Consider the following 26,125-nt stretch of genomic DNA (forward strand, 5'->3'; position numbering starts at 1 on the left):
TTCTTTCATCCAAAGACATTAGCTTCTTGACAGACCTACAATGAAAGACCATTTAATTAAAACAACCCTCTTTTTTGAATATGAAGTACTCACCAAGTGCTTGTGTATGGTTTAAAACCTAACTGCACATTGAGTCTAGATTCTTCTTGAAACAGGAATTTTGGTGTTCTTGGTATTGGCAAAAATATATATCCAAATTATTCTAGACATCCTAAAATTTAATGTACTCAGGACAATTGCCAGTATTACAACTCCAAAGAATATCACGGACAGCGACATCCCAAAAATAAAATAAGAAATAACCGAAAAGGCAATAAATTCAGCGGCCGTAAGGGCATAGCTAACAAACATGGCCCCAAAGAAAAAACCTGGTTCCCTTTCAAACTTAAAATTGCAGTTATTACACTTATCATTTATTTTTGGAATTTGAAAAAGCAATAAGTTTCCTTTTGAACCAAAAATTTTCGTTTTCTTACAATTTGGGCATTCACCCTTCAAAATGGATAATATCTGCATATAATTAAAATTATTGACTACGCAAATTTAATCCAAAAAGGTTACATATCACTTGTAGCCAAATCGCCATTTTTTGTACTTTTAGGACATATACCAAATGTATGAAGGTCATCCCCATTTTAAACATCCAAGAATTTGAGCCTGATATACCCCTTTCCAATTTTTACAGCAACGATATAAAACAGCATTTGGAAAGAAATAGGAATCACTTTCACAAACCACATAAGCACAATTTTTTTCTATGTGTCCTATTTTCTAAGGGTACAGGTGTACATGAAATCGATTTTAACTGCTATAATATATCCCCTGGGACTGTGTTTTTTTTAAGACCGGGTCAGACCCATTTTTGGAAGTTTGAAAGTGCCCCGGAGGGTTATATCTTCTTTCATACCCAAAATTTTTATGAGCTTCATTTTTCAAGGAGTAAACTGGAACAGTTTCCGTTCTACTATTCCTATGACAATGAGCCCTTACTACAATTAACATCGATCGGGGTTAATTTTCTGGAATCCAGGTTTAAGGAACTTAATGATGAATATAAGACAGACAAGCCATATAAGAGTCAAAAAATGGCAAGTCTTATAAATTTGGTGTACATCGATTTGGCAAGACAATACATAACGAAAGAAAACACTAAAGAAATAACTTCCAACACCTATTCAGAAACTCTGCGGTTATTGGAGAAAAACATAGAAAAGAATTTCAAAACTGAAAAGTCCGCCCAATTTTACGCGAATGAATTAAATATTACATCCAAACATTTAAACAGAATTGTTAAAACGACTTTAGGTAAAACCACAACAGATCTGATTACAGATCGCGTAATATTGGAATCCAAACGATTAATAGTTCATTCTGGTAATTCTTTATCCGCTATTTCAGAGATTTTGGGATATCAGGATTATGCCTATTTCTCCAGATTGTTTAAAATAAAAACAAATACAACTCCGCTGGAATTCAAAAAAGGCTATAAATAATGTTATTGATTTAATTTAACGCGATTCCAACTTTTTCCTCTGACTTGGAACAACAGCCTGCATTATAAAAATCAAGTTTACAATAATAGAATTACCAACGGTTCTCAAGTTGCAATACTTTCCGATGATCCAATTAACATAATAGTAATGGTAAAACCCATACAAAGTCATAGAAACAATTATCCACTTAGCAAATATTTATGGCAATGCATTTCCTTTATCTCAATACCAACTGCATCCCTAGCGAAACCAAGGAATAATGCATATTATAAGGCTATGTTACCAGTCTGTAAGGAATACAAAAGAGGAATAGTTCATTTACTAAAATACCAGCCCTATTTAAACGATTAGTCTATTTACTCCCATATTCATAAGAGGTAGACATTACAGGATGGCTTATATCAAATCATGCTTAATATTGATGTTCAAAACGGTAACAATAAACATTAATAAAAGAATAAAGCTTAATAGTGAGCTGTAATAACGAAAGGCTTTATTGCAAATAATTCAACATTTATTAATAAAATTGTAATCTTTCTTTTAAAACATCCCAATAATTTTATTGATTCACTAGTTTTGAGGCTTTTTAATAATTTATCACCATTAAGTTAACACACATCAGTTTTAACCAAACCATTAACCAATATGAAAATAGGCATATTAAAAGAAACCTTGGATGGTGAAAGACGTGTTGCCATTACGCCGATCATTGCAAAACAATTAATTGCCTCAGGTTTTGAACTTCTTGTAGAGGAAGGTGCAGGTGAGTATTCTTCCTTTTTGGATTCGGATTATAAAAATGTTGGGGTGGCCGTTGAAAAAAGAGCCGTCATTTTCCATGAAGCTCAGGTACTCCTAAAAATAAACCCCTTTGATGAAGAAGATCTAAAATTGGTGGACGAAGGGCAGATTTTGATCAGTAAATTGTACCATAAGTCCAACCCTGAACTAATCAAAGCGATTGCCAATAAGGGGGTTACAGCATTTTCCATGGATGCTATCCCTAGAATATCAAGGGCCCAGGATATGGATGTGTTGAGTTCGCAAAACAATCTAGCAGGCTATAAAGCCGTGATTTTGGGAGCCATTGAAATGACCAAAATCTTTCCACTAATGATGACCTCTGCAGGAACCATAGCCCCCTCAAGAGTATTGATTTACGGTATTGGTGTTGCCGGCTTACAAGCCATAGCGACTGCCAAACGGCTAGGGGCCGTAGTAGAGGCTACGGATATAAGATCCGAAACCAAGGAGCAAGCGGAATCCCTTGGGGCGAAATTTATTTTGGTGGATAATGAGGGGGAGGAATCAGAAGGGGGTTATGCCAAGGAAGCGTCGGCAGATTACCAAAAAAGACAAAAAGAGGCTGTAAATAAATCATTGTTCCAGGCAGACCTGGTTATTACCACGGCCAACATCCCCGGCAGAAAAGCTCCAGTTTTAATTACGGAAGATCAGGTTATGCAAATGAAAAATGGAGCAGTAATCATAGATTTGGCCGCTGCCCAAGGAGGAAACTGCGAAGTAAGCCAGATAAATAAGACCATAGTCAAAAATGGAGTAAAGGTTATTGGTACCAGTATTGATCCAAGAAGCGTTTCCACAAATGCCAGTGATCTGTACGCGAAGAATATCTACAACTATATTATGCATTTAACAGAAGGCACCAATTTTAAATGGGATCTGGATGAAGAAATTACGGATGAGACCCTAATTGTGCAAAATGGAACTATTAGAAAAAATTAAAAAAATAAATGATGAATGAGTTTTTGGAATTTATTGAGAACAACCTACAGATTACATATATCCTTATCCTTGCCGTATTTGTTGGTGTAGAGGTAATAAAGAGCATTCCGGCTGTTTTGCACACACCATTGATGTCGGGCGCAAACGCCTTAAGCGGTGTTGTAATAGTTGGAGCTATTTTAGTGATGTTGCATGCCGACCCAACCGATTATGTGGCCTTGTCCTTGGGCTTCGTTGCGGTGGTCTTGGGGGTCTTAAATGTAGTAGGTGGCTTTGCCGTCACCGATAGAATGTTACAAATGTTTAAAAGAAAAAAATAATGGGGATTTTATTGAATATTATATACCTGATCGCTACCATTACCTTTATTGTGGGTCTAAAAATGCTGGGGCATCCAGAAACGGCTAAAAAGGGCAACTTAATTGCGGCCACCGGTATGGGATTGGCCATTGTAGGAACCATTTTTGTTCATGGACAGCAGGTTTCGCCTCTTATTTATATCCTTATTGGCGCGGCCATTCTCATAGGCTCCATAATTGGCTGGCTGATAGCGATAAAGGTGGAAATGACGAAAATGCCAGAATTGGTCTCTTTGTTCAATGGCTTTGGGGGTGCCAGTGCAGCACTTATAGGGTTGGTGGAATACAGTAAAAATGTAAACAACGCTACCCAGTCCACCACCATAGTTTCTGGCATAATAATCGGGGCCATTACTTTTTCCGGTAGTTTAATTGCCTGGGGCAAATTAAACGGCTCGTTAAAAAGTGTGATAAGGATACCCTACTACAACATTATAAACAACCTAGTAATTATTGGAATTGTCATTTTTGCCGCATTTATGGTCGGTGCTGGCGTAGATAGTCAGTTGTTATTGTATGCACTATTGGCCATTGGTCTAATCTATGGAATATTATTTGTCCTTCCCATTGGGGGAGCAGATATGCCAGTGGTAATCTCTTTGTTGAATTCTTTGACAGGTATTGCGGCTGCAATAACCGGGATTTTGTATAATAATATGGTGATGCTCGTAGGGGGTATTCTGGTAGGTTCTGCCGGTATTATTCTAACGGTAGCCATGTGCAAGGCCATGAATAGGACTTTGGGTTCTGTAATTTTTGGTGCTTTTGGGGGAGCGGCTATAACTCCTGGTGAGAATAAGGCTTTAGGATCAATAAAGAGTACTAACCCCAGCGATGCTGCCATTATGATGAATTACGCAAACAAGGTGGTCATAGTTCCCGGCTATGGCTTAGCAGTTGCACAGGCGCAACATGTTATTCATGAGCTGGAAGAGATGTTGACAAAAAAAGGGGTAAATGTAAAGTATGCGATCCATCCCGTAGCGGGACGTATGCCTGGCCATATGAATGTATTATTGGCCGAATCCAATGTGGAGTACAATATGTTGGTCGAAATGGAAGATATTAATCCCCAGTTTAGCAATACCGATATAGTACTGGTTGTTGGAGCGAACGATGTTGTTAACCCTGCAGCACACAACAATCCAGCGAGTCCCATTTACGGAATGCCAATATTGGATGTGGAAAATGCCAAACATATCATCGTAAACAAAAGAAGTATGAACGCAGGTTATGCCGGAATAGAAAATGAATTGTTCTATAATTCCAAAACCTCTATGCTTTTCGGTGACGCAAAGGTAGCATTGACAGATTTGGTTGCCGAATTGAAAAACATGTAATAATCCATTTGGGTATAGCAGCTTAATTTTATGGAGCGTTATATTTTTAGAGATTTCGACTCCGATTTTGACTTTGTAAATACAATACTAAGGGTTCAAGGTTTTCGTGCACGCCTTGGTCCTTCTTGAAATAAATAATCTTTACCGCTAATCTCTTGCTGCGGTCCATTTCAATAAGGACAATTCAAACGATTAGTGCCAAAACACACCTAATTTTAGCTTAGGAGGATACACGAGAGTTGGAAAAATACATATTATTCAAAAGAAATATGTCGGCTCATATTTTCCTCAACGGACATAAACGATTCCACACCCTTTATCCCGTCTATGGTTAAAATAGTATCTTGATATATATCCCTATAGTGCATACTGTCCTTAGCATGCATTTTAAGAAATATATCATACTTGCCAGTACTATGGTGAATTTTAACTACCTCTGGTACCTTTTGTAGTGCTTCAATTACTTGTTTGTACATAAAACTTTCCCGCAGGTAAACCCCTAAAAAAATGGTCATTTTCCAACCTATCTTACTGTAGTCGAGATTAAGGGTTGCACCTTTTATAAGCCCCAAATTTATCATTTTCTTGGTCCGGGCATGAACTGTACCAGGGGAAATGCCTGCCTTCTTAGCTACCTCTGTATAAGGCATCTGTGCATTGTCTGCCAGTAAACTTAAAATTTTGAAATCCATTTCATCTACTCTGTCCTTCATATTGCTCAATTTTAGATTATCAAGACCATTATAAATCTGTTGCTATTAGAATAATTATGACAGAATACTGTGTTTTATTCTGATAAATAATGATTTCAGTAAATTTAATTCATCATTTAATGAAAAACACTAATAATATGATAATAAAATGATGCAAAAATAATTTTATGTTATTTTTCAGAAGTAGGATTTTTCATATTATTAAAAATCATTTATTCTTTTTTTTTGCTCCTAGCAACGCCATTGAATATTGCACTTAAAATTTTAAAAAATCATTAAAAAAAAATGGTGTAATATGTTTATATGACACATAAATATTATTAAAAATGTCAATTATTTAGATTTGGATAACAACCATAACCCTTATTGAAATCTTTTGGCCAATTCTTGGGATCATTAACTTCTAACTACCGCTTCTCTTATATAATAAATTTATGGAACCCTCGCTTAGCGGTAAATTGGAGCATATACTTATTCTAAATATGAATTTAGCAACATTCAACTGAAGACTAAGATAGTTTTGTAGAGGCGGTACTTTTATTCCATTACTTTATCAGAATAATTGACAATAACTAAAAGGACTTTTCTCAATCGGCTTTTGGTACTTTTGGCATTGGCCAAAGCTGTTGTTCAATATAAAATATCGACTACTATATATAATAGGTATACATTTCCCAATATTGATATAGTTGTAATTTAATATTATCCATATATAATGGAGGATACTTACCCATTCCCTCATTAGTCAAAACTAACTTTAAAACATTTTGGAATTCCAATAACACCTTTTGAATAAGAAACAATGTCAATATCCTTTTAAAGCAATAAAGACAATGCAGCTTTTGGCGTCAATTCCCCCAGGGAAAGCCCATGAGACGTAGGAAGGAAACTACCGATAACATTTGGACACGTATTTCTAAGTATTCAAATCCTACTTAGCGAGTGAACTTGGTATTCACTCCGAAGGCCAGGGATTAAAAGCTAGTCCTTTTGTTTTATTTATATATATGTAGCCTTGAATCATATTATAGAACCCGATCTTACTGGCATCTCTTAGGACACGGGTATAATAATAACCATTGTATATAGAGTATAAGACTTACCGCTAAACTAAACTTGAAAAAACATCCATTCAAGATCAACTTCCATTGTTTCGACACTTTTTTGATCATAATAAACATATAAGTCAGTTTTTACATAATTGTAGATGAATTATATTCAATAAAATCCTTTTTGATGCCAATTTTAACAAATTTAATTTATCGTTTTGCAGAAAACACCAATAATATGAAAAGAAAAATGATCAAATACTGATTTTAATACATTTTAGACAAGAGGCTTTTTATCATAATGATAAAAATGAATTATTTGGATAATTGATCATATTGGTAGCTTTTATTCTTCTAGATTTCAAAAACCTGACATATCGGTAGAAAAATAGTTTAAAAATACTTTTCCGTTCAACTTTATCTCTATAACTAGCTATAATACAGGGTCTTAGAATAGATTCGAACTTTTGTTTATCATAATGTATCGTTAAATTTGTGAAGTCATTTAACAACAACAACTAGCTGTTTTATGATAGTTAAGTATCCGGAACTTTCCTTTTGCCCAGTGTACTATTGATTTTTCCATGGCCATGGAAACGATTGAAATTGGTATGCCTAAAACATTGTTTACTAACTACCTTAAACTATTGTATATGAAGAAAGCTCTAATACTATCACTCGCACTATTCAGTATGCTTGCGATGAACGCCCAACAAATTACTGTATCTGGAATAGTTACAGATGAAGTCGGTACCCCCCTACCAGGCGTGAATGTAGTAATCAAGGGTACCACTAAAGGAAGTATCTCGGATTTTGACGGAAATTTTTCCATTGACGCGGAATCCGACGCAGTTTTATTATTATCCTCTTTAGGTTACGCCAATAAGGAAATTCTTATCGGTGGAAGAAGCAATATTACCGTAACCCTTCCCGAAGCTGCGGAAATGTTAATGGAAACCATTGTTATAGGCTCTAGAAGTAAGGGCAGGACCAAATTGGAAACTACAGCCCCCGTTGATGTTATAAGTATAAAGGAACAGGCTATTAATATGCCTCAAATGGACCTGGCGCAAATGCTGGTTGCTTCAGCTCCCTCTTTCAGTGCCTTTCGCTCCCAGGGTGGTGACCTTTCATCTGCTGTCGACCCCCCTACCCTTCGTGGGCTTGCCCCAAACCAAATGCTGGTACTCATAAATGGTAAGAGAAGACATACCTCGGCACTTTTGGCAGGTTCACAAACGGGATCAGCAGCGAACGCTACCGATATGAGCTTCATAGTCCCAGATGCAATCGACAGGGTCGAAATTTTAAGGGATGGTGCCTCGGCACAATACGGTTCCGATGCCATTGCCGGTGTAATGAACGTTGTACTAAAAAAGGGTACTGGAGAGTTTACCGGAAATTTTACTGTGGGCGGATTCCCAAATTCCGCCCCAGATCTTAGCGGATCGGATATAAGTGAAGATAATCAGGCTTTGTTGAAAGATACAGAACCAGATGGAATCAATTATCAATTAGCAGGAAATTATGGGGTATCCTTTGAAGAAGGTGGCTACTTAAACCTTACAGGACTTTACCGCCAGGCAGAAGCAACAATTCGCCCCAATATAAGTAATGCCTCTCCTTATGGGGATGCATACCTTAACAACGAGCGTACAGATGCTCAAGGGAATATTATCATAACCAACCCAGAACTAGTGGCGGCACAGGCTGCTGGCAATACCGCACTAGCCGATGAACTTAGGACTGATGCCGGACTTTCGGATGCGAGAGGCCTTACTGCCAAGGATTTTTCCTCCTATGCAGGTACCGCGGCATCCAATCTAGGAGTCGTGGCCTACAATTTGGAACTTCCCATCAATGAAGATCTAGATTTCTATTCTTTTGGCGATTTTGGCTATAAATACACAGCTGGGTACAGCTGCTTTTACCGTAGAGCTGCACAGGCGGATCGTGCCAATTTTGACCTTTTCCCGAATGGATTTAGGCCCCAGATTGCCAGTACCCAGACCAACATAGCCTTTACAGGTGGAATTGATGGTACCCTAGGCGATTTCAATTTTGATTTCAGCAATACATTTGGACGAAACAAAATGAATTATGACATGTTCAATACCTTCAACGCGAGTTTACAATCCGAGTCTCCCACTACAATGGATTTGGGAACACATAGTTTCTACCAGAACACCACCAACTTTGATGTATCCAAATATTTTGATGATGTATTATCTGGACTAAACGTTGCTATAGGAGTAGAATTAAGGGTTGAAAATTATCAAATTGAGGCTGGCCAGCCAGAAAGCTACGCCATTGGTGATGCAGGGATATATACGGCAACAACAGACAACGAAGCATTATTAGGTCCTGATGGTTTTCCCTTGGAAGATCTTAACTCCGAGCCTATTTTAAATGCAGATGGCAGCCCGGTAGTTCTTCCTTATGGTGAAGCAAGTACTAACATAAATAAGTTCTACAGCCCCAACTGTCAGTGTTTTAGAGGCTTTGCCCCTGAGAATGAGGCCAACGAATTTCGCTCCGTTACCGCTGCTTATTTGGATGCAGAACTTGATGTTACCGAAAAATGGCTGTTAACAGGTGCTCTGCGTACAGAGAACTATTCAGATTTTGGAGATGTCTATACTGGGAAAATAGCTACTAGATACTCCATCTTGGACAACTTTGCTTTGAGAGGGTCTTTGAGCACGGGCTTTAGGGCTCCTTCTCTACAAGAATTGAATTATTCACACACCTTTACCTTCTTTGTAGGTCTTGATCCTTTTGATGGTACTCTTTATCCAAATACAAGTAGTGCCGCAAGAGCTATTGGTATAGAAACCCTAAGACAGGAACAGTCCACCAATATAAGTATAGGTTTCACTACCCGTCTCTTCAACAAAATAGACCTAACAGTAGATGCCTATAAAATTGATATAAAAGATCGCATCTTTGAAACCGATAATTTTGATGCTAGCGAAGCTCCTGTATTGGCACCTATTATTGGTTCCGGATTGGCAAGTTTTAGAATTAATGGTGGCGACATAAGCACAAAAGGTGTTGAAATAGTGGCCAACTATAGAGAAAAAGTGGGTGAAGGCATGTTAGGCCTAACACTTTCAGGTGTATTACGTGAGAACACTTTTGAAGGAGCAAGTGTTCCCGATCTTAATACCATATTATCCAATGAGGAATTGGAAACAAAATACGTAAATAGGTCTTCCATAGGTCAATTCGAATCAGGTACACCAAATACTACCTTTATTGGTTCTGGAACCTATTCTTGGGGTAAATGGTCAGGAATGCTAAGGGGATCCTATTTTGGGGAAGTAACTTCATTGGACAACACTTTCCGAACTCTTAATGATGGTTCTGAAGGATATTCCGATCAAACCTTCTCTGCTCAATTTGTTACCGATATAGGAGTTACCCACAACTTTACGGATAAGCTTGCATTAACTGTAGGGGGCAATAACATCCTTAATAAATACCCAGATATTCTAAGAGCTGAGGAAAGAGGGTTCTACCTCTACTCCAATTATCAGCAAGGTTCTAACGGAGCATATTATTTCGCTAGGCTAACTTTTGGATTCTAATCTGTTAACGCTATAAAAAATAAAAGATATGACACATACATCTATAAAAATAATTAGTTTGCTATTTCTTGTTTTCTTCACTGCTTCCTGTGAGCAAGAAATGCCAGAAGCTGCATTAGAAGTCGCCGAAGGCGGAGGTACTTTAAGAAATTACACTTCCTATACCATAGATGCTGCCGATCCTAGCGGGTCCAACGTATATGGTCGCGTGGTTTTTTGGAAAGGAACCCTAAACAAAACACTTGTTCAGGTTTCACTCTATAACACCATTGAAGGCCAGCAGCATCCTGCACTCATTTTAGAAGGTGCTACAGGAGTGGAAACAACCACCCTACTAACACTGGATACCGTTTCTGGAGATACGGGCGAGCTAAATGACAACAAGTTCTACGTCATTAGCGACACCTCCTTTTATGATGGGCTCCTAGACTTGGATGCGCACATCAATATTTACCTAAGTGAAACGGATAATACTATAGTAGCTTCAGGAAATATAGGCGGAAATTCCGACCCAGTTGAAAGTAACTAAAAATTTAAACTCAAAAACTTAAATACAATAACATTATGAAAACATTAGACAGAAGAGCATGGTTAAAAAGGGGTGCCTTGACAGCAGCAGGCGCAATGGTAATGCCTCAATTGAGTTTTGGAATCTCTGAGATGCCCAAAGCACCTTTGGCACTTGATGCCCAGGGCAATGCTATTTACACTCCATTTTTTAAGGAATTTTTACCAGACTATAGTCGTGAAATGCCGGTATTGGATGCCAAATTGAACGCTAACGAAAATCCATACGGTCCATCTCCTAAGGCAATTTCTGCCTTACAGAAAGTAGCATTTAAAGGCAATCGATATGCCTGGTACGAGCTTTTTGACCTAATGGGGAAAATAGCCAAGGAAGAAGGTGTGGACATCAAGAACATTATGATGGGACCTGGATCATCCGATCTATTGGAAAAAACAGCAATGGTCCTTTTTGCCAATGGTGGTAATGTAGTATCCGCAGATCCTACTTATATGTCATTGATTCGTGTAGCGGAAGCAACAGGTGCTTCTTGGAAAGCCGTTCCTTGTAAGGCAGATTGGTCCCATGACCTAAAAGCCATGGAAGCTGCCATTGACGCAGATACAAAATTGGTTTACATCTGTAATCCCAACAATCCTACAGGAGCAATGACAGATAGTGCAGAATTGATAGATTTCTGTTCCAGGGTTTCAGAAAAAGTCCCTGTTTTTGTTGATGAGGCCTATATGGGCTTTTTAGAGGATGCTGACAAGAATAGTATGGTGTCTCTAATAAATGAGGGTAAAGACGTAATAATTGCCCGTACATTCTCAAAAATACACGGTATGGCCGGCCTAAGGGTAGGATACATAGTGGCGCAGGAATCGACTCTGGCCAAACTTGAAAAAGTTACCCGTGGGGGTATGGGCATTGCTTACACTTCCATTTTTGCAGCAATTGCCAGTATGGATGATGTAGCCTTTCAGGACAAATCCAGAAAGCTTAACGCTGAATGTCGCGAATATGTCTACCAAAGCTTGGATAAAATGGGCTTTGAGTACATTCCATCATACACGAGCTTCATAATCTTCCCCATAGAAATGGAAGGAAAAGCTTTTCTTGAAAAAATGACAGCCCAAAAAGTAGGTGTTCGCGCCTTCGAGATTATGGGTAAAAATTGGTGCCGTGTAAGTATGGGCACCATGGACGAGATGAAGCTTTTTACAAAAGCCCTCGAAAAAGTATTGGTTTAAGTTGAGTTTGCCCACGAGTTGGATCTATAGGAACGTTGTCTCGATGTTTCTTTGATCCAACTTTTGTTGGGTTCCTTATTACCGAAAAATCCAAACGGAATAGTGAATTATTAAGAACATATAATATGAATTATGCTTTACAAAAAACCTTAGAACTCCTACTGATCATAGGTTTGGGTCTATTGCTACAAAAAAAGGTAGCTAAGGAAGACCTAAAGGGGATAAAAACTTTGATACTGAGTGTTGCATTGCCTGCTACAATCTTTGTAGCCCTATTAAAAATAGAGCTCAAAGGGTCATTATTGATCTTTCCCCTAATGGCTTTAGTGTTTAATTTTATAATGGCTATAGCCACTAAGTATCTATTGGCATCGTCGCTACCTAAAAATGAAGGAGCAAAAAAAAGAACATTAACAATGCTCCTCCCCTCTTTGGCTCCTGGACTCTCCTGTTTTCCATTTATCATAGTCTACTTGGGCGACGAATATTTGGCTCTGGCCGCATTGGCAGACGTTGGGAATAAAATCTTTGTCCTTATTCTATTGTATATGTTGGGGATGCACTGGTATCATGCCAGGGCAGTCAAAGATTTGGTTGCAACTACATCAAGCAAGTTAAAAGGCCTGTTTCTTTCAATGCTGAATGAACCTATTAACCTGGTTATAATAATAGCCATGGTGTTATTGGGGTTAGGACTAACCCTTAATTCTTTTCCTGAGTTCTTGGAGAATACCATAGTTAAAATGAGCTTAATCATGACACCTTTGGTACTCCTTTTTATTGGTATGGCGGTACGAATAAAATTTAGGGAATTTGGATTCATCTTTTCACTTTTAATGAGGCGCGCTGGTATCACTTTTTTGCTATCGGCTATTTTTATTTCCTTGTTCCCAGCCTTGGCCGCCCCAATGATTTTATTTATTGTGGTATTCCCACAGAGTGCATGCAGCTTTTGGCCGTTTGCCCACATGAGTGCCGTAAGCACCTTGGAGGATAAGGACGAACAGAAAAAGCCCACATTCGATATTAACTTTGCTGTTAATATTTTGGCTTGCTCCATGCCGTTTTCCACCATTTTGATCATTAGTATTTTTTCTTTCAGCGAATTTTTCGTGAACCCAGTGGTTCTAGTGGTTACAGGAATTATTATGATGGCTGTAACCTACATTCCTTATTTGATCACGAAATTGAAAAGGAGTAATAAATCCGAGGAAGTTGTTAATTACAATACTTTTTTTGGAATAAATACCAATGCACATTCATCGGAAAATCATTAATACTCAATTAAAGGTCACAAGCCACCTTATAGCTGTATTATAGCGCTATGCAGTGTCGATAAAATTGTTAAATAAGACTCGACCCATGGTAGTTGTAGCTTTCAAAAAAGAATTATAGTTCTCCGCAAAAATCAAAAGGCCCCTGAATTTATTTCAGGGGCCTTTTGTTATTATTATTTGATTGGATCAGCTTAGAGGATACTTCCCTTTTTACTTACTTCCAATGGAATACGATATATAACTCCCTGCTCGAAAGTTCCTTTGGAAACTTTCTGAAAATCTATACTGTTGCGAATATAGGTCTCCAACGCTTCGTTTTCTGTTTTAACACTCAGAACCCGTAAATAATCCCCATTATCCAATGCAACGCGTACCTCGGCTGTTGCGCCACGAATCTCATCGGGAATAACATTATCGCTCAACAATTGGAAAATCTGGGTCGTAACCGCTTTCGCCGGTTTTGCCTCGCCTTTTTGTGGATCGCTGGCGAATACTTGAACCACGTTCAATAACATTGCAGCCATTAAGATAAATACTGACTTTTTCATATTTTTAGGATTATTTTAATTTGTTTTTTTACTATTACTATTCAAACTTATTAAATATATCGCAATATAGGCTGTGTATATTGTAGATTTAATAAATTTTAACATTACAAAATACGAATATGCAAAATACAGGCAAAAAGCTAACGATTCGTTAGCTTTTTTGGCCTTGAGCGGTATGGAACCCAACACATCCCTCCTGATTCAGATTTTGGCAAAAACCTCATGAAGAACATCCTCTGTCAGCTATACACCATTCAAAATGTTGTTTTTATAGGCAGTTAGCCTCTTTCAATATTTACGGTACACTTAACGAAATGGCAATTGGTTTCCTTCAATTCCCTAAGTAATAACTTGTATTTCTAAGAAATACTTAAAGTTAATGTTATTCGATCCATAAAAAATCAGCTACTATGGACTGAAAGGTCCATAGTTTAAGCTAGCCTTATTTCTATCTCATGTATTATAATTTATTTTTAGTTACTGGTCTCTGACCTCCTCCCTTTATACCGTCCTATTTTTTGGGAAGACTACAACATCGTCTACAAAAAGTTACACCACAAAACTTACCATATTCACAACATTCTTTTTAACAATTAACAGGTGTTAAATACATTTGGTTGCACCATACATAACTACCTGAATTGACACTAAAATGCCATTAACTAAACACCCTAAGTCTCTAAAGTACAATCTTATAGCTATATTAACCTTATTACTATTCCTGTGTACCATATCCATTTCGTATGCGCAGCTTTCAGTTCCCTTTGAACCTCGTTTACCAGAGGACAACATTAAAGTTAAAGGGGACCTTGTTTATGTTGCCAACAATATTGTTAGTATTAGAAGTAACCCAAATTCTGACTATAGTGGTAATTCCAGTAACCAGGATGTCTATATGGACTATATTGATATTGATGGGGATTCTAGTACATTTAGCTCCAGTAGTGCAGAACTAAACGCACCTTCCTGTTCGGCGGTGATATATGCAGGTTTGTATTGGGGTGGAATATATAGGGATACCAATAGGGACGGCCAACACAAATCGGTAAAATTCAAGATTCCCGGTGGGTCATATGTGGATATTGGACCAAGTAGCAGCTCCTTATTTGAATACGAACAAATTTATGATAAGGATGGGGACCTTGATGGGGATGGTATCACGGACCCTGGGGTCGTTGACGTGGATTATTTAAGCGGGGTCAATATGACCTCTTATCTCAATTACGCCAATGTGACCCATCTGATGTCTGGATTAAGCGACCCTAATGGTGAGTATACCGTGGCCAATATTGTAGCCTCGACCAACGAAAAAAATGTTAGTGCGGGTTGGACCATGGTGGTCATTTATGAAAACCTGAATTCAACAAGTAAGTATATATCAACCTTTGATGGCTACGCTGCCATGGGAAGTACGTACAAATCTGTCGAATTCGACTTTAGTGGTTTTAAAACAGTACCTTCTCCCCTACCGGTTAATGCAATTTTAGGTGCCAGTACCATGGATGGTGATAGAAGTACCGGGCCAAGTATGGCATTTAGGGCCAACACCACGGACAGCTGGACTTATTTGAGCGATGGTATAAATCCAAGCAACAATGTTTTCAACAGTACCATAAGTAATTTAGGCAGTTGGGTAGACACCCGTACACCTGCAAGCCGCAATACCTTGGGGTGGGACGCCGATCTTTTAGAGTTGCCCAACCCAAGTAACAACGTTCTTCCAAATGACCACGACAGTGGAGAAATAAAGATAAGTACCTCAAGCGAAGGGGTAATCCTCTTCTTGACTACAGTTTCTGTAGAAATCATTGACCCAGAGATCATAGTTGAGAAAAAAGTGGAAGACCTGGCCGAAAACGACATTACAGGTGCTGGTGTTAATCTAGGCCAGTCTTTAGAATACGTTCTTCGTTTTTGGAACCGGGGCAACGATGATGCCCAGAATTTAACTATTAGGGATGTTCTACCCAATAATGTTGAGTTGGAAAGCGTAGATCTTGACAATGCGCTGGGTACCACTTGGACAACCTCGGGAACCGACCCAACAGAATTGACATTCGATGTACCTGATAACCTTGTTACCGAAGGGAGCAATACCTATGAGATACGTATCCGGGTAAAGGTCTCCAACAATTGTAACGATTTTGTAGCTGCCTGTAGTTCCACAATAGATAATATTGCCTTTTCCACCTACGAAGGTGAAACAAGTGGCAATACAATTACCAACGACCCCAGTGTGTCCAACGTAAGTAGTTGCGGATTTCTAACCCCTGGTGTAACCAACTTTTTATTGGATGACCTTACGGACTGTGTGTTTAAAAGCGAAATCCAAATATGCGGGGATAATGCAGAGATTACTGCGGGGTCCGGTTATCAAACATATACGTGGTATAAAGATTTAAATGAAAACCGAGTAATAGATGGTTCGGACACGGTTTATGACGATAATGACCCAGATTTAGATCCATCCACCGTGGTGGTTCAGGAAACGGGATTCTACCTGGTTCGCAAAGAATCAGCAAGCTGTGGTGAAGCAATTGAGTCTATGGAAGTGACCCGGTTTGGCAATACCCAGGTCAACCCTATCATCACATACTTCAATACTTTAAACGGAGACAGTGACCCAACCAATGACATACAAGGAGAAATCGTTCAATGTTCCAATGACGGATCCGAACTTCCTAAAATATTCCTCTGTGGTGTAAATGATACCCAAGAGCTAATCCTTAATATAACCGATGCGGCCAGTATTGCATGGGAAAAGCTGGATGAGACCAGTTGTTCAATAACAAATTCCGATTGTGCTACCAACCAGATAGCTTGTACTTGGAACCAGGTGGCCAGTGGCAACAGTTATACCGCCAACGAGGAAGGTAGGTTCCGTTTGGTCCTTACCTACTCCGGGGGATGTAGCAGCAGGTTTTATTTTGATGTGTACAAGAACAACCTGGACTTTGAATCCGACAGCCAAGATATTTACTGTTCCACAGATGGGTTTATAAGGATTTCCGGAGTCGGCTCAGGTTATGGCTACCAATTGGTAGACACTACTACAGAAACCGTACTGGTTCCTTATTCTGCCGGAAATGGCCCCAACTTCACTATAAGCACAGTTGGTACCTATCGTGTGGAGTTTACCCAATTGGATGGCAGTGGTATTCCCCTTGAGGATACTTGCGTATTCAGTACGGAAGATATCGGAATCAGCAGAAAAGAACTTACGCTAAACCTGACCACCAAGGCCGTCAATTGTACGGACAAAGGCAGTGTTCGTATTCAAGTTGGCCAGGGAAGGGCAAATTACCATTACGAACTTTATACCGATGATGGTTCAGGTAACCCAGGTACACTAATTGACAATGAACCGGCACAAACAACCAGTGATTATACTTTTAGCGGCTTGAATGCCGGAGATTATGTAGTGGTGGTAAAAACTGACGATAATTGTGAGGTTGCTAAAACTGTTACCGTAGAAGAAATCCCGGACCCCGAAGTTACTGCGGTAACTACGAAACAAATTACTTGTACGGACGGCACCATCACTTTGAGTGCATCTGAAGGATATCCGGACCCCTCTTACCTATACGCCATTTGGGAAAAAGATGGTTCAACATCGTATACCGATATTTCCGATATTCCGACCACCGAGTTTCAGCGCGACACCATAGCGCCCGGAGTTTTTAATTTTCCTTCAGGGGAAGAAGGCAGCTATCGCTTTGTTGTGGTTGATGGAAATAACTGCTGGTCCATATCCAATGTGGTAACCATTGAGGATCTGGGAAGCCTTACCGTTTTGGCACCGACCATAGACTCCGAGGTGAAGTGCGAAGGTTCTGGCACAGGAAAGGTGACCATGAATGTTTCCGGAGGACAAACACCCTATACCTTTACCATTGATGATTGGGCCACCCAACAGAGCGACCCGACATTTGTAAACCTTACCTCAGGCACCTATACCATAAAGGTGCAAAGTGCCGATGGGTGTGAAGAAGAAGTAATATTTACGTTGAACGATCCGGAAACCTTTAAGGCCAATGCCGGTGTTTCAAGTACGGGAACCTGTGATGTTAACGAATATTCCGAAGTGCGTTTTACCAATGTTGAAGGTGGTACGCAACCATATCAGTTCAGTTTTGATGGGGGAAGCACGTTCATTACGGACGACCCCATGGATCCAAGTGTTAGAACCAGTCAATTACCGTCCGGTAGCCATATCCTTATCGCCAAAGATGCTAGGGGATGTGAAATATCCCTGCCCATTACCATTGATCCGGTACCTCCAATTCCGGTGTTTGATGCAAATCTGGATTATGATTGTGACGGCAATGGAAACATCAGCATTACCACAAATCAAACCATTTACAATTATGTATATACCATAGACACTACACCGAATATTTCGGTCACAGATGGAGAATTTACCGGTATAGCCCCAGGATCATATTCCGTCACTGCAGAATATACGGAAAACAATCCTCCTAATCCAAGTGTGCTACTGCACGAGGATTTCGGAAGTGGACCCACAGTGGATAGTGATTACGTATATGGCTATACGTATGAAGACCAAGTGGGCAGCAATACCTACATCAATGATTTTGAATACTCGGTAACAAGTTCCATTGTATCCCCTTATGGATCTTGGCTTATCCCTGAAGACAACACCACAGGTGGTACCGATACTAGTGGCCGCTACTTGGTAATCAATGTGGGCTCGCCATCTCCAGGACAGGTCATATATAAAAAACCTATTCAGGATATTACTCCAAATCAAGATATGAGAGTATCCTTCGCAGCCATCAATCTGCTAAAGAGTGGTAGTCAATTGGATCCAAATCTATTTGTTCAGATGCGTATTCCCGGAACGGAAACCGCTGTGGGTGAGGTACAAACCAGCGATATCCCGAAGAATAAAATTTGGAACGTTTACGAATTCCCAATGAATCCAGGCACCTATACCGAATTGGATTTTGTCATTATTTCCAAAAAATTCGGAAATAGCGGTAATGATGTAGCTATAGATGATATTAAGGTAGAACAGATTCCTCAATCCTGTCCCCGCACAATGGAAATTCCCGTGGTAATTGAGGCAGGAGAAAGCTTTGAAGCCAATGTTGTTGGCTATACCGACATTAGCTGTAAGGGCGCCAATGATGGAAGCATTTCCTTTGAAGTAGAGAACTTTGACCCCAGTGCAGGTTTTGAGTATTCCAATGATGGTGGAAGTAATTGGATTGCCTCTACAACCTCACCGGTAACTACCGCCACCGTACTTACAGCAGGAACCCAAAGCATTTTGGTGCGCAAAGCGGATGATAACGGCTGTACGACTAGCTTAGATCAGCTTATTTCGGAACCGGATCCTATTCTGGTATCAGGTAGTATTGTAAAAGAACTTAGTTGCGGTGATCCCACCGGGACCATAAAGGCAACTGCCAATGGGGGAACCCCAACCTACGAATACGCCCTGGAAGATGACTTGGGCAATACGGTTGTCGCCTTTCCCAACCCAAATGGCGATACATTTACCGGATTAACCATTGGGAATTACGTGATCATAGTGAGGGATATCAATGGATGTACACAAAAAAGCGCCGCAGTTGTACTGGAAGGTCCGGAGGCACTTACCTATAGTGTTGCCGCTACCAGTTGCTACGATGGCGGAAACAATGCTACTATTACACTTACGGCCAATACGGGCAATGGAGGCTATCTTTTCCAAATAGGTGGAAGTGGAAATCCATGGCAAGCACCATCCCCCTCAACAGGAAACACCTTTACTTTTTCCGGTTTGTCAAACCAAACCTATACCGTTAATGTAAAAGATTCCTACGGATGTGATGGTGGTGAGGAAATTGTGACCATTGATGCCCAACTTGTAGTCAATATAACCACCACAGATGTTAGCACTTGTGCAGATGGATCTATAGAAGTTACGGCATCTGGAGGTAATGGCACACTTGTGTATGCTTTTGTTTCCAACGGAAGCACACCTGCTGCAGGTGATTTTTCAACAACAAATATATTTCCTGTTGCTGCTGGAGATGAAGGCGATTATGATGTATATGTACGTGATAACTCAGCTGGCATTCCATATTGTGAGTATATGGAAACGTTCACCATAAATCCAGCTACTCCATTAACCATGACAGCTACTCCAACGGCACCTCAATGCCATGATGGAAATGGTAACATTTCCATCAATATCACAACAGGAATAAGTCCTTATACTGTTCAAATAGTTGATATAGATAATGGAGGAGCTTCCAATCAGACAGATACCAACGTATTGGCGACGAGCAAAACATATTATAACTTATTACCAGGGGATTATACAATTAATATTACTGATGCGACAGGGTGTACCATTACTGATAATCAGACTATAAATAATCCTGATGAATTGACCGCGACCATAACAGGTATTACACCTTCTAACTGTACAGGGGATGTGAATGATTTTGGTTTTCGTTTTTCAGGATACCCTACAACTTTAGGTACAATAGAGTTTAGTGATGATGGAGGAACTACTTGGATTTCTGATAACTCGGTTCCTGGAACATCGGATGAATTAACTGGATATAATTCCGGTGAAACCGTTTATCCTTCTATGAGAACTGTAGATGGTTTTGGAAATAATTTGTGCCAAACAGATTTCCCTCCATTTATTATTCCTTACCCCTTGGATGATTTAGATATCACCATTGATGCAGTTGTGGTAAATTGCTCTGAACTACAGGTAACAGTGCAAGGTTCCGAAGGCGTTGCTCCTTACGAATATGCTTACAGTGATGACCCATCTAACTTTGATCCTTTGACAGCGACATGGGTTTTAGGCGGAAATGAGGACAATTTAGGCAACCCAGTCCCCACTAATGAAGGTATGCATAGATGGGAAGATTTAATTCCTGGTAGAACGTATGTTTTCTATGTGAGAGATACAAACGGATGCGTAAGGCAAAGTAACGTGAATGTAAATGACCTTATCACCGAACCTATAGGTATTACCTCGACAATTGTTCCTTCTTGTAATGGAAGTAACAATGGAAGTATAACCTATGAAATAATTGAAAATGTAGTTTCACCAGGGTCAGAAATGGAATGGTCTTTTTATGATATTTCATCAGGTACTCCAATGGTAGTTGAGCAAAGTATCGGAAATACTTCCTTCACATCTGGACAGACCTTGGAGTTTGAATTATTGGGAGCAGGAAATTATTACCTAGAAATAACTAAAAAGAATGGAGCATCATCTGGCTGCGTCAGTGCTTCAGAAAATGAGTTATTGGAAGAACTTGATCCATTGAATGGAACATTAAATATACTTCAAGATATAAGTTGTAATAATCCAGGACTTATTGAAGTGCAAAATCCTATTGGCGGAGGTGGATTGTACACCTATACGATAACCGGACCTAGCTCGTTTACAATGATTACAGATACCTCGGACAACCCTATTGAGATTCCATCCAATTCACCTTCGGGAAATTATGCGGTTATCATGGAGGACCAATATGGATGCCCTATGGATTTGGGATCAATACATTTAGATTTGTCTCCAAATCCGACAATTGATAACATTATTTATGATAACTGTTCGACACAAGCAACGGTAACAATCAGTGCTTCCAGCCTTGCTGCTGCGAATATTTTCTACTCCATAGATGGCGGCAACACTTACTTGGACAACGGAGGTATATTTAAAGGCATTGTTGCTGGTAACTATACTGTTGGTATTATCGACAGCAACGGATGTTCCACAACCCAATCTATTACAGTTCACCCATCACTGCAGGCAAAGGCACAATTGACCAAATTGCTCGATTGTTCAAGTTCCGTAGACGCGACAATTGAAATTGAAGCACTTCAAGGGTCTGGTACCTATCAGTATTCCGTGGAGAATTTAACTACCGCTTCGACGGAGGTTGCTAAGACATCAATGGGAGGTGATTATATTGAATACCATCCAACAGTGGCTGGAACCTATGAAATTAAGGTGTATGTGGATGCCACTGGTGATCACGCTGCCTGTGAAAGAACATTTACGGTTGAGGTTCCCGAAAGCATAGAACCCGTGTTTGAGGCCTCACCAACACATGTTAGTTGTAATGGTGCGAATGATGGTAGTATTGCATTGACTCAAACGGACACCGGAATATCGCCATTGTCCTATGAGCTTTTTGACAGTGCTTGGAACCCTATCCCATCTGGAGATTATACCTATGTTGCTGCTTCAAGAACTTTTGAAGGCTTGGCTCCGGGCGATTATCTGGTTAGGGCGACTGGAACCAATGGTTGTACATCAGATTCTACAACAATCACTATTGATGAACCCACACCCATAATTGTTACTATTCCGGCTACAGATATTGAACAATTTGGTTGTGCGGTTGGCAATAATCCGGATAACGCCTCTATTGAGGTCTCCTCAGCTTCCTTAACAGGAGGTACCGGAAACTATGTACGTTACCAGTTCATAAACCCATCCAGTACAGAGGTACAAGACGGATCTAACAACAAATTAATTGTTACAGACCATTCCGGAGGCATCTATACCGTAAATGTATATGACAATACCGGTTGTATGGGAACAACTACCGTAACCATAAGTCCTTTCGATGAATTACAGGATGCCAATATTGTGATAGACGATGCTATTTCATGTGCCAACAGCGGGGAGACCATTAGCATTACTGCCAATGGTTCCCTGACGAATTCATCCACTACTGGACATGATTATAGTTTTGAGTATTTGGCCACAGGCGATACTAACAACACTGGAACTTTTAATGGGCTTCAAGTAGGGATGCATGCCTTTAGTGTGACCAATACGGTTACCGGTTGTTCCATTACCGTAACCCATACGGTGGAAGAAATTGAAGATTTTGATATCAATGTCATTGAAGATAGCCCCATAGTATGCGCTGGTGACTACAGTCAAAACCATATAGAGATTACCTCTGGATATACGGGTAATTTTAATTGGACGGCTTACGATGCCAATGGAACTTTATCCGATAGTAGTGATGATACCCATGTCGTGAATGGTAGTGGAAATGCAACATTAAGCGGCAACATAGACTTGCCCAAGGGCTCCTATCGCATCATTGTGGAACAAACCGATTTCCCATATTGTACCGAAGAAACTATGGTAACCATTGGAGGTGCCGACACCCCCTTGGACGCCAATATAACCGAAATTGGAAACGCTTCCTGTTCCAATGATCAAGGAAGATTATCCGTGGAGCCTACTGGCGGCATAGCTCCCTATACCATTTCCATCCCATCACTGGGCTTGACCCAAAGTGCTGTATACAGTTATGTGTTCACCAATTTATCCGACGGAAATTACACCATTACCATTACCGATGCCGCAGGATGTACCAATAGTACCTTGAGCGGCAGCATACAAACTATAGATCCATTAGTGGCGGATATTGATCCAGCTACCCAGACCTTGGACTGTATTGGCGATGCCGACGGAAGTATCTATGCAACGCTTTCTTCGGGTGGTGTCGGTACCGTATTGTACAGTCTTAATACCCTAGAAAACGGAACAGTAGTGGCAACCTCCACTACACAGACTTCGGCCACATTTAGCGGTTTGAACTCAGGAACCTACAGCATCAATATCACCGATGATGCAGGATGTTCCTATACCACATCGGAAGTATTGGTTAACGATCCAGAACCGGTAGTAGGAAGTCTGGTAATGTCCAGATCCCTGACCTGTGATGTAGAGGCCCAATTAACACTATCCGTAACTGGAGGAACCCCTTTTACGGGAAATGTATATCAATGGAGTACCTCCGAAACGGGACCGTTTACAAATATGTCCGGCGGTAACACCCAGGTGTTGGACGTGGCTCCGAACAGCACACCATATCAATACTATGTTCAGGATGCCAATGGTTGTACGCCAGTAGTTTCCAATGCCATTACCATTAACGATATTACTCCTTTGACCGCAGCAGTGGATCTGAATGCAGCCTTTATTAATTGTAATGGGGATAGCACGGCATCAATCTCGGCGAAAGCTTCCGGTGGACTTGGAGCTTATATTTATGGTCTGTATTACGATAGCGACATGACCCTATCTGCTGCACCTACCAATACCGAGGGTTATTTTGAAAGCTTGCCCCAGGGTACATATTATGTTGGAATTACCAGTAGGGATTGCGAATGGATCTCAACTAGTATTGTTATATCCGAACCTGACCCACTTGTAATAACCACTGAAATTACCGATGTAAGCTGTATGGGCGCTGATGATGGCAGCATTGTTTTATCGGTAACCGGAGGAACCGAAGACTACCAATATGCCATTTCGCCCAACCTTAACAAGTTTGATGATGAAAGTACCTTTACTGATCTGGCTGCAGGAGATTATACCATAATTGCACAGGATGCCAACGGATGTTTTGAAATCCTTGAAATAACCATACAGGAGCCCGAAGAACTATCATTAACCCTAACAACTGAGGATGAGATTTGTTTTGGTAGTGAGGATGGTCTGGTAACTATTGATATTCAAGGCGGAACGGCGCCATATAGCACCAGTATAAATTCCAATGCAGATAGTGATTTTGCAGAAGGAATAATGAGCTATGGAGATTTGGCCAGTGGCACCTATGTGATATTCATTAAAGACGCCAACGGTTGTACGGCAAATAGTGTTTTTACCATTGAACCTGGATACAACCTAGCTGGTTCTGTTGAAGTGGTTTACGAATGTAATGGCATTATACCCACAAATTATCTGTCGATCCAGTTTGAGGACCAAACCGTGGTTCCGGATGTACTATACGCCATAGATTCCACTGACCCGAATGATATGGTAATGGATCCTGATTTTGCCAACCTAACACCGGGTGACCATACGCTCTATGTTGCCCATGCCAATGGTTGTATTAGGACTTTTGATGTCGTTGTGGAAGACTTTGAACCACTGACCCTTCAATTGACCAATGAAAACATCAATGAGATCAAAGCAGAGGCATTGGGTGGCAATCCGGACTATACCTATCAGATAAATGATGAACCTGTAACGGAAGACAACACTTTCTTTATAAAAAGAACGGACACCTATAGTATTACGGTTTTCGACGAAACTGGATGTAGCGTCACCCATGAAATATTTGTGGAATTTATCGATATCGAAATTTCCAATTTCTTTACCCCAAACGGGGACGGATTAAACGATACTTGGAAGCCTAAAAATATCGAAATATTCCCTAACATTACCATATCGATCTTTGATAGATACGGCAGGAAAATTTACAGTATGCTGCAAAACACAGCACCCTGGGAAGGAGCGTATCAGGATTCCAATCTTCCGGTTGGCGATTATTGGTATATTATTAAATTAAATGGAGATCAGGATTCCCGGGAATTCGTAGGCAACTTTACCCTATATAGATAAAGAGGTAGAGCAATCACCTCTGAACTACTTGGAAATTATGGTATCGTTAAGCAGAACACAGGCTTTAGGGCATTCAATGCTATTGCAAATACGATATCGCTCAATTATAGATCGATCCTGAACTATTTTTAAACAGGAGTACAAATGCATCGGCAGAATCCTTCAATGCAAAAATAAAAGCTTTTAGGGCACAATTCAGAGGTGTTAGAAATACAGAATTCTTCCTGTTTAGATTAACTCAATTATTTGCATAAACATTCAAATACCCAGAAATTGTTCTTGACCCCCTATCAGTGCTGACAATAAAATAAAATTAGACCTCCATACAGGATTACCTCACTGCGCTCGGTGAACCTGTAGTGGGGTCGGTGCTCATGAAAATCGGGCACAGGCTAGCGCCTGTCCGTCTTTTTTGTTTTCCACTGCTTAAGCACCTATCGGTGCTACGCAGTGGAAAACAAAAAATCCGATCACATAAGTGATCGGATTTTCTTGGTCGGGGTGGCAGGATTCGAACCTGCGACCTCCGCGTCCCAAACGCGGCGCGATAACCGGGCTACGCTACACCCCGAAATGGTCATCTATAAAACGTTTTGCTCCCCTTTTCTTTATTCGCCGCTCTAAAATTAAGGCTTCCGAGCGGGACAATACTTCCAGTTGCAAAACTAATTTCCAAGGGGCTCCACTCTTGGTAGAAGGAACAATCCCGAGGTTATGTCTTTTCAATCTTTTTATTGTATCCGTAGTCTGACCTACGTAATACCGTGAACGTTTCTCGCTATATAAAATATAAACGAACATATTCTATCTTTCTTGGGGTGGTCACGCCCAAA

The 26,125-nt window shown here is 40.1% G+C and carries 13 protein-coding genes, 1 tRNA gene and 1 pseudogene; 10 read left to right on the plus strand and 5 right to left on the minus strand.

The features are described 5' to 3' along the window. Nucleotides 1–135: 135 nt before the first annotated feature. On the minus strand, nucleotides 136–516 hold the full coding sequence (locus tag MWU78_RS13580) for a DUF983 domain-containing protein (protein WP_246998594.1): 381 nt from the start codon (nucleotides 514–516) through the stop codon (nucleotides 136–138). A 101-nt stretch (nucleotides 517–617) separates the two neighbouring features. On the opposite strand from MWU78_RS13580, the gene MWU78_RS13585 reads away from it, so the two are divergent. From MWU78_RS13585 to MWU78_RS13600, 4 genes are all read left to right on the plus strand, one after another. Then, the gene (locus tag MWU78_RS13585) at nucleotides 618–1,493 is read left to right on the plus strand and encodes a helix-turn-helix domain-containing protein (RefSeq protein ID WP_246998596.1); all 876 of its coding nucleotides are present in this window, start codon (nucleotides 618–620) and stop codon (nucleotides 1,491–1,493) included. 645 nt (nucleotides 1,494–2,138) lie between these two features. Further along, complete coding sequence (locus MWU78_RS13590; RefSeq protein WP_246998598.1) at nucleotides 2,139–3,239, plus strand: Re/Si-specific NAD(P)(+) transhydrogenase subunit alpha; 1,101 nt, start codon at nucleotides 2,139–2,141, stop codon at nucleotides 3,237–3,239. An 11-nt stretch (nucleotides 3,240–3,250) separates the two neighbouring features. After that, nucleotides 3,251–3,559 (plus strand): NAD(P) transhydrogenase subunit alpha, encoded by a 309-nt coding sequence (locus MWU78_RS13595; protein ID WP_348647090.1) that lies wholly within the window; start codon nucleotides 3,251–3,253, stop codon nucleotides 3,557–3,559. Continuing rightward, a complete protein-coding gene (locus MWU78_RS13600; RefSeq protein ID WP_246998600.1) occupies nucleotides 3,559–4,938 on the plus strand; it encodes an NAD(P)(+) transhydrogenase (Re/Si-specific) subunit beta in 1,380 nt (459 codons plus the stop codon). Before MWU78_RS13595 ends, MWU78_RS13600 begins: the two co-directional genes overlap by 1 nt. 254 nt (nucleotides 4,939–5,192) lie before the next feature. Here the strand turns inward: MWU78_RS13600 and MWU78_RS13605 are convergent, their stop codons facing one another. Further along, a complete protein-coding gene (locus tag MWU78_RS13605) occupies nucleotides 5,193–5,651 on the minus strand; it encodes an Lrp/AsnC family transcriptional regulator (protein WP_187584808.1) in 459 nt (152 codons plus the stop codon). A 1,702-nt stretch (nucleotides 5,652–7,353) separates the two neighbouring features. Between MWU78_RS13605 and MWU78_RS13610 the strand changes: the two genes are divergently transcribed. The 4 genes from MWU78_RS13610 (at nucleotide 7,354) to MWU78_RS13625 (ending at nucleotide 13,325) form a co-directional block, all read left to right on the plus strand. Further along, nucleotides 7,354–10,290, plus strand: a complete 2,937-nt coding sequence (locus MWU78_RS13610) for a TonB-dependent receptor (protein ID WP_246998601.1) — start codon at nucleotides 7,354–7,356, stop codon at nucleotides 10,288–10,290. A gap of 28 nt (nucleotides 10,291–10,318) precedes the next feature. Continuing rightward, complete coding sequence (locus tag MWU78_RS13615) at nucleotides 10,319–10,819, plus strand: hypothetical protein (protein WP_246998602.1); 501 nt, start codon at nucleotides 10,319–10,321, stop codon at nucleotides 10,817–10,819. A gap of 35 nt (nucleotides 10,820–10,854) precedes the next feature. Then, nucleotides 10,855–12,048 carry a histidinol-phosphate transaminase gene (locus tag MWU78_RS13620; protein WP_246998603.1) on the plus strand — a complete coding sequence of 398 codons (1,194 nt, stop codon included), beginning with the start codon at nucleotides 10,855–10,857 and terminating at the stop codon, nucleotides 12,046–12,048. 125 nt (nucleotides 12,049–12,173) lie between these two features. Further along, on the plus strand, nucleotides 12,174–13,325 hold the full coding sequence (locus tag MWU78_RS13625) for a permease (RefSeq protein ID WP_246998605.1): 1,152 nt from the start codon (nucleotides 12,174–12,176) through the stop codon (nucleotides 13,323–13,325). Between the two features lie 191 nt (nucleotides 13,326–13,516). On the opposite strand, the gene MWU78_RS13630 is transcribed toward MWU78_RS13625, so the two are convergent. Continuing rightward, the gene (locus MWU78_RS13630) at nucleotides 13,517–13,873 is read right to left on the minus strand and encodes a hypothetical protein (RefSeq protein WP_246998607.1); all 357 of its coding nucleotides are present in this window, start codon (nucleotides 13,871–13,873) and stop codon (nucleotides 13,517–13,519) included. A gap of 652 nt (nucleotides 13,874–14,525) precedes the next feature. Here MWU78_RS13630 and MWU78_RS13635 point away from each other — a divergent pair. Then, a complete protein-coding gene (locus MWU78_RS13635; RefSeq protein WP_246998609.1) occupies nucleotides 14,526–25,292 on the plus strand; it encodes a T9SS type B sorting domain-containing protein in 10,767 nt (3,588 codons plus the stop codon). 66 nt (nucleotides 25,293–25,358) lie between these two features. Beyond that, a pseudogene (locus tag MWU78_RS22580) lies at nucleotides 25,359–25,546 on the plus strand (transposase); the annotation flags it as partial. A 239-nt stretch (nucleotides 25,547–25,785) separates the two neighbouring features. Here MWU78_RS22580 and MWU78_RS13645 read toward each other — a convergent pair. After that, nucleotides 25,786–25,863 (minus strand) — tRNA-Pro (locus tag MWU78_RS13645). After that, entirely contained in the window at nucleotides 25,854–26,093 is a 240-nt protein-coding gene (locus tag MWU78_RS13650) for a GIY-YIG nuclease family protein (RefSeq protein ID WP_246998612.1), read from the minus strand. Before MWU78_RS13650 ends, MWU78_RS13645 begins: the two co-directional genes overlap by 10 nt. Nucleotides 26,094–26,125: the final 32 nt, after the last annotated feature.

It is taken from the genome of Arenibacter sp. F26102 (assembly GCF_023015865.1).
Classification (GTDB): domain Bacteria; phylum Bacteroidota; class Bacteroidia; order Flavobacteriales; family Flavobacteriaceae; genus Arenibacter.